Below are 10,746 nucleotides of genomic sequence, written 5' to 3'. Positions count from 1 at the left end.
GGTAAATGGTAGGTGAAAGACCTAGCTCTGCGACACTAGCTCAGCTGGTAGAGCGCAACCTTGCCAAGGTTGAGGTCACGAGTTCGAACCTCGTGTGTCGCTCCAATTTAAATCTTTGCAATGTACATTGGCTCAGCTGGTTGTACGCAATATTGCCAAGGTTGAGGTCACGCCTAGTTCCTTGAAGATCGGGAACCTCGTGTGTCGCTCCAATTTAATAACTCATAATTATTTTTGTGAGTTTAGTTATCATCGGACTTATCGATGAACTATTACTGTGAAGTATTAGTCTTAATGTGGTATTCCTGAGGTATACGATTACCGATATCATCAGTGTACTGCTTCAAGTGTTTCTAGTTTTGACTACGAAGCCCACTTAGAAGCAATCAGCTTCGATTACATCATCTGCTATTGAACATGCAACCTATTGGTTGTTTTTTTTATCTTAGCTATTTAAAGATGTTTTGTAATATCAATATCGCCGTATATGGCAAACGCTCTTTTCCTAGCATTGATAAATTGTACTTACTACAACAGCACCAGTGTCGTTTGTCTTGTATTGATCTTAAATGATAGCAAGACATGATAAGTTGTTATTTTAGTAAGTGTTTTAGATTTATTGCACCGTTAGATCACAGTTAAGTCAACAGAGTTATCCACATAAAATATTCTGTGGGTAAGTCGGTTGATTAGATGTGATAGCTAGGTGTGCATAACTTTAGGATGAGTGTAATACGTGAAATTATTAACCTTATTAAAAACAAATAACCAACAGGTTAACTATATGTTTTTTATAGATTAATTATTTATTATCTACAATTTGTACACAGTTCATTTAATCCTTTCTCTATCGGGATAACCATCTTGATTATGTTATCCACTCCCTGTGTTTAATCTTTCTTTTAGCTTCCGTTTTTCGACCAATTAAAAAAGTTTTCCACATATACCCAGAGTGTTACGCATCTCGAGGTAAGCCCTTTTCTATAATCCGTACTAAACGTTTAGTCGAGCTAGGCAAAACATCAATAACCATTTGTTGATATTTTTGTTGTTGCTGTTCCAAAGCCCATTCAATATGTACATCTACTAACGGGTGTTCGCCTTGACGATTTGTTAATGCTGCTACTATGTCTGCTTGATAGGGCGCATTACCCAGTGCAATAGTGATATTGCGTAGCCATTGAATATGACCAATACGACGAATAGCAGAGCCTTCGGTATTCTTTAAGAATGTCGCTTCATTCCAGTGATAGAGTGTCAACAGATCTTGCTGGAATAATGACTCACGGCAATGGTAGTCGGTTTCTGCGGTGATCTCGCCATGGCGATTAAACGGACAGACTAATTGGCAATCATCACAACCATAAATTCTATTGCCAATTGCCGCCCGATATTGTTCTGGAATGATACCGTCAAACTCAATGGTTAGATAAGAGATACAGCGTCGCGCGTCAACCACTCCAGATTCAATAATTGCTCCGGTTGGGCAACTAGTCATGCAAGCGACACACTTACCACATTGGTTAGTTACTGGTGCGTCAACAGGCAAGGGAAGATTAATTAAGAGTTCACCTAAAAAGAACCATGAGCCTGATTGGTCGTTAAGAATTAGTGAGTGTTTTCCTGTCCAGCCTAATCCAGCTTTTTCAGCTAATGGCCGTTCAAGTACTGGCGCTGAATCAACAAATGGGCGACAGCCAAATTGACCGACAACCGTTTCTATACGTTGCCCCAATTGCTTAAGCCGGTTACGGATTAATTTATGGTAATCTCGCCCGAGTGAGTAACGGCTAATATAGCCTTTAGTCGGTTGCTTTAAGGTTTGAGCAAAGCCGGCTTGTGGCGGTAAATAATTCATTCTGACACTAATCACACGTACCGTTCCTGGCAGTAATTCCTGCGGCCGCGCACGCATCATACCGTGACGAGCCATCCAATCCATATCACCATGGTAACCAGCATCCAACCATCGTTGTAATTGCGTTTCATGCTCTGACAAATCGACATCACTGATCCCTACAGCTTGAAAGCCGAGCTCTTGTCCCCAAATTTTAATTTGAAGTGCGAGTTGTTGATAATCGATAGTCATAGTGTCAGTCTTATCTTCTAGCCAGTAAAAATCAGGGAACGGATTCTAGCACATTCTTATTTTAGAGTAGCAGTTTGGTTGCGATCGAAATAATTGGGAGCGTATCCACATCTGTAATTGTGTTGTCGCCGTATGATAATGGGTTATTTTGATAATATTAATAATCGAATGAGAGGCGGAGATGAGTACAACAACAACCATACCGAACTGTTTATATCGCGCACAAGATGTTCGCCAAGGTGAGCAGCAACTTGCAGCTATTTATGATATCGATTTATATCAATTAATGGAGCGTGCCGGCAAAGCTGTATTTGAATTAATGCTCAAATCTTATCCTGACGCTAAACAGATTTTGGTGTGTTGTGGCAGCGGTAATAACGGTGGTGATGGCTATGTAGTCGCTCGTCTTGCGCAGCAATATGGTTTATCTGTCATAGTGTGGGAAAAAGAATGCGGTCATCAAACCAGTGATGCGGCGCGCGCGCGGCAGCTATGGTTAGCAACCACAGGGACCACAACATTATTAGCACCACAAAGTATTGATGAGATCGATGTGATTGTTGATGGTTTAATTGGTACGGGTTTATCTGTCACCGTTAATGATGAGATCAGTCAGCGTATTTTGTGGATCAATGCCAGCCAGTGTCCCGTTATTGCGATTGATGTTCCATCTGGATTATGTGCAGATACCGGAGCAATACTTGGCGTTGCCGTTAATGCGGCAATGACGGTCAGTTTTATTGGTTTTAAGCAGGGGTTGGCTACTGGGCAAGCAGCACAGTATTGCGGTCAGCGGTATTTTACCGATCTTGAGGTTGGGGAGTTGTTTTCGCCGTTGGTAACGGCCAGTGCTTGGCATATTGATGCAACAGAGATCACTACCTTATTGCCGCCTCGTTCTCGTGTTGCTCATAAAGGCGATAACGGTCGAGTGGTGTGTCTGGGGGGGGATCACGGTACATTCGGCGCGATAAGGTTATGTGCAGAAGCTTGTTGCCGTACTGGCGCTGGTTTAACAGCCGTAATAACCCAAGCTGACAGTGCACTGTCAATTGTGACGGCAAGGCCTGAGATAATGGCTCTTGGTTGGCACGATGATACTGAATGTTTACAGCAGAAGTTAGCGTGGGCGACGGTGGCCGTGATTGGCCCAGGATTAGGCCAGAGCGAATGGAGTCAGCGTTTATATTTAGCGGCTAGTCAAAATAATTTGCCATGTGTTGTTGATGCCGATGGATTGAATTTATTAGCGACGATGCCAATGGTAAATTCACTGCGAATATTAACGCCACATCCAGGTGAAGCTGCACGGTTGCTGAACATCTCTATTGCAGAAATTGAAGCCGATCGCTTTGCTGCGGTAAAATTATTACAACAATCTTATGGTGGGGTTGTGATTTTAAAAGGTGCAGGCACCATTATTTATGATGGTGAGCATATTTTTGTTTGTACTGCCGGTAATCCAGGTATGGCAACAGGGGGCATGGGCGATGTATTATCTGGCATCATTGCCGCTTTAATTGCTCAAGGATTATCGTTATCTCAAGCCGCCCGTACTGGGGTTTGGATCCACAGTAAAGCAGCGGATTTATGTGCGCAAAGCGGTGAGCGTGGTATGCTTGCGGCAGATCTTTTTCCGTTTATTCGTCAATTAGTCAATCCAAGATAAAAATATAATGCAAACATTTGAAACTTTTCTTGCTGATGAGCAGGCAACGGTAGATTTTGGCCTTAAATTGGCTAAAGCCTGCACGCAACAAACAACAATATATCTCCATGGTGATTTAGGTGCAGGTAAAACCACATTCAGTCGTGGCTTTATTCGTGCTCTTGGTCATCAAGGAAATGTAAAAAGTCCGACTTATACATTAGTTGAACCCTATGATCTTGCGCCTTGGCAAGTTTATCATTTTGATTTATACCGTCTCGCTGATCCTGAAGAATTAGAATTTATGGGGATCCGTGATTACTTTACTAATGATGCTATTTGTTTGGTTGAATGGCCTGAAAAAGGCATTGGTATGCTACCAGAACCTGATCTGGAGTTAGAATTGCGCTATCACGGCGATCAAAGAATGGTATTAGTGACGTCGAATACGGATTATGGTTCAGCGTTGATCAACCACTTACAGTTAGGTTAATTAGAATGGCGTTACGGACGTATGCAAATCTTTTAATTTTGGGAGTGGGGTTAGTTAGTTCTACCGCTTTTGCAAATGAACTAAAAGGAGTTCGGGTATGGCCTGCTCCTGATGAAACTCGTGTCGTGCTAGATATGCAAAGCCAAGCGGATTATTCGCAGTTTATGCTATCGAACCCATCACGGTTAGTGGTTGACTTAAATAAGACTTCACTCAAAACCAAGTTGCCGATAACTGTTGCTAAGAGTGAAATTTTAACCAAAGTTCGTAGTAGTAATGCACCAGAAAAAGGCACTACACGGTTAGTGTTTGAACTTAAACGAGCAACAACACCTAAAATTTTCTCATTATCACCCACGCCTGATGGAAGTTATGGCTATCGATTAGTGATGGACTTACCTAATGGTTCTGGTGTTGGCGCTGTTGATAAAGAAGAACAAGCAGAAGAAAAAGCCACTGAAAATAACTTAGCCAAATTGCCATCAGGGACTGCTGATATAGTCGTTGCCGTTGATGCTGGTCATGGTGGTGATGATCCTGGTTCTATTGGTCCAACTCATAAATATGAAAAAAATGTCACTTTAGCCGTCGCGCGTAAATTAGCGGCTAAGATCAATGCGACAACAGGTATGCGTGCGGTAATGACTCGTCGTGGTGATTACTATGTACCATTAGGTAAGCGCTCAGAGATTGCTCGTAAAAATAAAGCGATGTTGCTGGTTTCAATTCACGCAGATGGTTTTAGTTCACCGAAGCCTCGCGGCGCATCTGTATGGGTATTAAATACCCGTCGAGCCAATACTGAGATTGGTCGTTGGTTAGAGCAAAGCGAAAAACAATCAGAATTGCTTGGTGGTGGCGATGTACTATCTAGTAATCCTAAAGATAAATATTTAGGTCGTGCGGTACTTGATCTGCAATTTAGTTATTCGCAGAAAGAAGGTTACGATGTAGCTAAACGAGTATTAGCCAACTTGCGTCATATTGCACGTTTACACAAAACGGTACCGCAATATGCTAGCTTAGCAGTATTAAAATCACCTGATATTCCATCATTATTAGTTGAAACGGGCTTTATTACTAACCCGATTGAAGAGCGTCAATTAACCTCTAATGCGCATCAAAATCAACTTGCGAATGCGGTTTATAAAGGTATTTTGCAATATTTCACCGCCCATCCACCAGAAGGCACATTATTTGCTTCGCGGTTGAAAGCCGGTGGTATGAAGCATAAAGTTACGTCAGGCCAAACATTAAGCGGCATTGCGGCTAAATACGGTTCTTCGATGGCGGCGATTAAAGCGGCCAATAAATTGAAATCAAATTCAGTTAATATTGGTCAAGTATTAGTGATCCCGGGTACCGCAGTTACTACGGCAACAGCCGTAAAAACAACTGCGGTTAAGGCAGTAACTAAATCAGTACCTACAACCCGTATTGTGTGGCATACCGTGACTCGCGGTGAGTATCTTGGCAAAATTGCGGCTAATTATGGGGTAACCATGAGCAGCATTCGTCAAACTAGTCATCTAAAGTCTGATAATGTCATGGTCGGTCAGAAATTAAAAATTGCCGTTTCTGCTGTGAAAACAGTGCGCCATAAAGTACGTCGCGGTGAGTTTTTAAGTAAGATTGCGGCAAAATATGGGGTATCAGTAGCAACTATTCGTGATGCGAATAAGCTACGTTCTGATAAACTAGCAGTAGGACAGACGCTAATCATTCCAAGAAGTTAATTATGCCGATTCAGATTTTACCCGCTCGGCTGGCTAACCAGATTGCAGCGGGTGAAGTTGTTGAACGCCCCGCATCGGTAGTCAAAGAGCTTGTTGAAAATAGTATAGATGCCGGTGCCACTCGAATCGATATTGATATCGAAAAAGGTGGCAGCCGGCTGATTCGTATTCGTGATAATGGTAAAGGGATTGCCAAGGATGAACTTGGCTTAGCCCTTAGCCGTCATGCGACCTCAAAAATAGCATCACTTGATGATCTTGAAGCAATTGTTAGCTTAGGATTTCGAGGTGAAGCGCTCGCCAGTATCAGTTCTGTATCACGTTTAACTTTAACCTCCCGCACTGAAGATCAAGCTGAAGCGTGGTCGGCTTATGCTGAAGGTCGGGATATGGAAGTGCAGTTAAAGCCAGCGGCTCACCCTGTTGGTACTACGCTCGAAGTGTTGGATTTGTTTTTTAATACCCCTGCACGACGGAAGTTTTTACGCACTGAAAAAACGGAATTTACTCATATTGACGAACTCATTAAACGGATTGCTTTAAGCCGATTTGATGTTGCGATTACGCTGCGCCATAACGGTAAATTGGTACGTCAATATCGTATTGCCGATAATCCGTTGCAACAAGAGCGGCGTTTAGCTGCCGCTTGTGGTCCTTCATTCTTACAACATGCGTTAGTGGTCGAATTAGCCCATGGTGATTTGAAATTATCTGGCTGGATTTGTAGCCCGCAAGGGGCACGTAGTCAAAATGATATTCAATATTGCTATGTTAACGGCCGCATGATGAAAGATAAATTGATTAATCATGCAATTCGACAAGCTTATGAAGCGAGCTTACGATCGGAACAATACGCTGCTTATGTATTGTATATTGAGGTTGATCCTCATCAAGTTGATGTTAATGTGCATCCTGCTAAGCATGAAGTACGTTTTCACCAAGCACGATTAGTGCATGATTTTATTTATCAAGCATTACAAAGTGCGCTCCAACAAGGGGCGAGTGTTGATGATGTGCAGCAATACCAAGCACCGGTAAGAGCCAGTGCGCATGCACATCCTGAGGTAACTACGGATTCAATAGATCGGGTATCACACACTATTGCTGCGATGCCTGATTATCCTAATAAAGCGCCTTCTGAGAGCTGGCTTGTTACCCGTGACTCTTCTGTACCAACGCCAGCCTTAGATACAGAATCAGAGTCTGTTGCTAACGATAATAAAAATTTATTAGTAAATTCAGTTAGTAAAGATGGTCAACAAAGCTATAGTCAAAAGAGTAGCCCTAAATTATCACCACAATCAGCGGCGAGAGAGCGTCAGCAAGGTTCAGTAACCACTCAGTATGCGAATGCTTCTCCTCGTCATTATGGCGAACCAGGACCAACAGCAGCAGAGTTAAAAGCTTATCAGCAGCTGATTACAACGGATAATTCAGGAACGAAAATTGCTAAAGCACCATTAAATGAACATGCAGCCCAGATAGCAGAGCCTCGACGCGAGTGGCCTTTGGCGCAACAGCCTGTTGCAACTAAGCATCGTAGTGGGAATGATGCTGGATTAGGAAAAGCGTTAGTTGTTGTTGATGAGCAGTTTTTATTATTGAGTCAGCAACACGATATGATGCTATTGCATTTACCGATTGCAGAGCAGTTACGTTATGTTGGTCAGTTACAGCTTGCAAAAACGGAAGGGTTAAAGCCTCAGCCATTATTGATTCCACTGGCGGTACCGATTGAGGCTGAATTGATTCAGTGTGCAGAGCAACATGGGCAGTTATTAAAGCAGTTAGGGATTCAGCTGAAATCGAAAGGACGAAATAGCCTTATTATTCTGTCGGTTTGTATGCCATTAAGGCAGCAAAACTTACAACAGTTAATCCCAAATTTGTTAATCTATCTTCATTCTGTGAGCGATGATCCTGACGCTCAAGGATGGGATAATCTTTTATTCTGGCTCGCTAAGCAATGTCATGTGCCTGTAACAAGTTACACTTTGGCACAAGCGATTCAGTTAATTACCGAATTAGAGCAGCTATGGGGAGAACAATTAATGACGTTTAAGACGCAACTGGTTCGCCCTGTGGATATGCAAGCAGCGATAGAAGCATTTAAATAATTTATGACTAAGTCACAACCACAAGCTATTTTTTTAATGGGCCCGACAGCGTCAGGCAAAACCGATCTAGCCATTCGTTTACGAGAACAGTTACCCGTTGAGTTGATAAGTGTTGATTCCGCCCTTATCTATAAGGGAATGGATATTGGTACCGCGAAACCAGATGCTCATGAATTGGCACTGGCACCACACCGTTTAATTGATATTCGTGATCCAGCGCAAAGTTACTCTGCTGCAGACTTTCGTTCGGATGCACTAAAAGAAATGGCTGATATAGTGGCAGCAGGGCGGATTCCTTTGTTGGTCGGTGGTACTATGTTGTACTACAAGGCATTATTGGAAGGTTTATCACCATTGCCGGCGGCAGATAATGCTGTTCGTGCTGGGATAGAAAGTGATGCTGCTGCGCGAGGTTGGCAAGCACTGCATGATGAATTAGTGCAAATTGATCCTGTTGCTGGTGCAAGGATCCATCCAAATGATCCACAGCGATTATCTCGAGCATTAGAAGTTTTTCGTATCTCAGGTAAAACTTTAACTGAGTTAACAAAGACTCAAGGTGAATCGTTACCTTATAAGGTTCACCAATTTGCAATTACGCCCACGGATAGGGCTGTACTGCATCATCGAATTGAGCTTAGGTTCAAAAAAATGATCGAGGCAGGGTTTGAGCAGGAAGTTAGGGCATTATATGACCGTGGTGATCTTCACCTTGAGCTTCCTTCTATTCGTTGTGTCGGTTATCGACAGATGTGGGAATATTTGGACGGGAAACATGACATAGATGAAGCGGTTTTCCGTGGTATCTGTGCTACCCGTCAATTGGCAAAGCGTCAAATCACTTGGCTTCGTGGCTGGAAAGATTTGACTTGGTTGGATAGTAGTGATGTTGATAGCGCGTTACAAACCGTCACAAACTCAGTTAGATGTGATGTTTAATTAACGTGTATACTCTGAACTGCTTTGCGTATTTTTAGTTTTTGTTCGTTGCTAATACAACTACAAACAAATAAGGAAAAGAAATAATGGCTAAGGGGCAATCTCTGCAAGACCCGTTTTTGAATGCGCTGCGTCGTGAAAGAATCCCGGTCTCTATTTACCTGGTAAACGGTATCAAACTACAAGGTCAGATTGAATCATTTGATCAATTTGTCATTTTACTTAAAAACACCGTAAACCAGATGGTTTATAAGCATGCTATTTCTACTGTTGTACCCGCTCGTCCGGTGAATCATCACCATGCGAGTGATCGTCCAGCAGGAAGTGACCGTCCAGAAAAAACAGAAGAGTAAGATTATTTTCAAATAAGGAGTTGATTACTTGTTTGACCGTTATGAAGCTGGTGAGCAGGCTATTCTTGTTCATATTAACTTCACTCAAGATGAGGAATCGGAAGATCTTAGCGAATTTGAAATGCTAGTATCTTCTGCAGGGGTTAACGCGCTGCACGTGGTAACGGGTAGCCGTAAAACACCACTTCCCAAATATTACGTGGGTGAAGGTAAGGCACAAGAAATAGCTGATGCTGTAAGAACTGTTGATGCAGATATTATTATTTTTAATCACGCATTGTCACCTGCACAAGAACGAAACTTAGAGCAGCTTTGTCAATGTCGAGTGATTGATCGTACCGGGTTAATTCTCGATATATTTGCGCAACGAGCACGTACCCATGAAGGTAAGTTGCAAGTTGAATTAGCACAATTACGTCATATATCAACCCGATTAATTCGAGGTTGGACTCACCTTGAGCGACAAAAAGGTGGTATTGGCCTTCGCGGGCCAGGTGAAACTCAGTTAGAAACCGATCGACGTTTATTGCGAGAACGTATTAAAACAATTTTGCGGCGTTTAGATAAAGTCGCTAAACAACGTGATCAAGGACGTCGAGCGCGTAATCGAGCAGAAATCCCAACAGTGTCATTAGTTGGGTATACCAATGCGGGTAAATCAACATTATTCAATCGTATTACCGATGCTGGGGTATATGCAGCCGATCAGCTGTTTGCGACCTTAGATCCAACATTGCGTAAGATTGAAGTTGCAGATGTCGGTGCAGCGATACTTGCAGATACTGTTGGTTTTATTCGACATTTACCCCACGATTTAGTGGCTGCGTTTAAAGCAACATTAAAAGAAACGCAAGAAGCAGATCTATTGCTTCATGTGGTTGATGCCAGTGATGATCGTTTTCGCGAGAACATTGAGGCGGTAGATACCGTACTTGATGAAATCGATGCCGGCGACGTTCCTGTTTTACTTGTTATGAATAAAATTGATAACTTGGATAATGCACAGCCACGAATTGAGCGTGACGAAGAGGGTTTACCTCAACGAGTTTGGGTATCAGCCATGGAAGGGCAAGGCATTGACTTGTTATTCCAAGCCTTAACAGAACGTCTTGCCGGAACAATGATAAAACACAGTTTGCGTTTACCGCCTGAAATGATTGGACGGTTACGCAGTAAGTTTTATCAGATGGGATGTATTGTGCAAGAAGAATATGAATCAGATGGCTGTTTAATGATTGATATTCGCTTACCGATGGCAGAATGGTCGCGGTTACAAAAAAGAGAAAGTACTTCGTTAGATGACTACATCGTTGCTTAATGGATTGCTGAGTAATAAAAACTGTCGTCATATCACATTGATGGAGTTCTATA

8 protein-coding genes and 1 tRNA gene are annotated in these 10,746 nt (G+C 42.5%); 8 read left to right on the top strand and 1 reads right to left on the bottom strand.

The genetic code is table 11. The features are described 5' to 3' along the window. The first annotated feature begins 29 nt into the window (after nucleotides 1-29). A tRNA-Gly gene (locus PPBDW_RS14310) sits at nucleotides 30-105 on the top strand. An 850-nt stretch (nucleotides 106-955) separates the two neighbouring features. Here the strand turns inward: PPBDW_RS14310 and queG are convergent. Beyond that, nucleotides 956-2,089 carry a tRNA epoxyqueuosine(34) reductase QueG gene (gene queG / locus PPBDW_RS14305; RefSeq protein ID WP_036788847.1) on the bottom strand — a complete coding sequence of 378 codons (1,134 nt, stop codon included), beginning with the start codon at nucleotides 2,087-2,089 and terminating at the stop codon, nucleotides 956-958. A gap of 181 nt (nucleotides 2,090-2,270) precedes the next feature. Between queG and PPBDW_RS14300 the strand changes: the two genes are divergently transcribed. The 7 genes from PPBDW_RS14300 to hflX all read left to right on the top strand — a co-directional run bounded on the left by PPBDW_RS14300 (nucleotide 2,271) and on the right by hflX (nucleotide 10,693). Continuing rightward, nucleotides 2,271-3,758, top strand: coding sequence for an NAD(P)H-hydrate dehydratase (locus tag PPBDW_RS14300; RefSeq protein ID WP_036788845.1), 1,488 nt, complete (start codon nucleotides 2,271-2,273; stop codon nucleotides 3,756-3,758). A gap of 7 nt (nucleotides 3,759-3,765) precedes the next feature. Beyond that, nucleotides 3,766-4,230 (top strand): tRNA (adenosine(37)-N6)-threonylcarbamoyltransferase complex ATPase subunit type 1 TsaE, encoded by a 465-nt coding sequence (gene tsaE, locus PPBDW_RS14295; protein WP_036788844.1) that lies wholly within the window; start codon nucleotides 3,766-3,768, stop codon nucleotides 4,228-4,230. A gap of 5 nt (nucleotides 4,231-4,235) precedes the next feature. Next, nucleotides 4,236-5,966, top strand: a complete 1,731-nt coding sequence (locus tag PPBDW_RS14290; RefSeq protein WP_036788842.1) for an N-acetylmuramoyl-L-alanine amidase — start codon at nucleotides 4,236-4,238, stop codon at nucleotides 5,964-5,966. A gap of 2 nt (nucleotides 5,967-5,968) precedes the next feature. Further along, nucleotides 5,969-8,083: a DNA mismatch repair endonuclease MutL gene (gene mutL / locus PPBDW_RS14285; RefSeq protein WP_036788840.1), complete on the top strand. Its 2,115-nt coding sequence runs from the start codon at nucleotides 5,969-5,971 to the stop codon at nucleotides 8,081-8,083. A 3-nt stretch (nucleotides 8,084-8,086) separates the two neighbouring features. Further along, nucleotides 8,087-9,022, top strand: coding sequence for a tRNA (adenosine(37)-N6)-dimethylallyltransferase MiaA (miaA, locus tag PPBDW_RS14280; RefSeq protein ID WP_036788838.1), 936 nt, complete (start codon nucleotides 8,087-8,089; stop codon nucleotides 9,020-9,022). 86 nt (nucleotides 9,023-9,108) lie between these two features. Further along, nucleotides 9,109-9,375, top strand: a complete 267-nt coding sequence (hfq, locus tag PPBDW_RS14275) for an RNA chaperone Hfq (protein WP_036788836.1) — start codon at nucleotides 9,109-9,111, stop codon at nucleotides 9,373-9,375. 28 nt (nucleotides 9,376-9,403) lie between these two features. Further along, a complete protein-coding gene (hflX, locus tag PPBDW_RS14270; RefSeq protein WP_036788834.1) occupies nucleotides 9,404-10,693 on the top strand; it encodes a ribosome rescue GTPase HflX in 1,290 nt (429 codons plus the stop codon). The last annotated feature ends 53 nt before the right edge of the window (nucleotides 10,694-10,746 follow it).

Source organism: Photobacterium kishitanii, from assembly GCF_000613045.3.
Taxonomy (GTDB): domain Bacteria; phylum Pseudomonadota; class Gammaproteobacteria; order Enterobacterales; family Vibrionaceae; genus Photobacterium; species Photobacterium kishitanii.
This window is presented reverse-complemented; position numbering and strand designations above follow the sequence as displayed.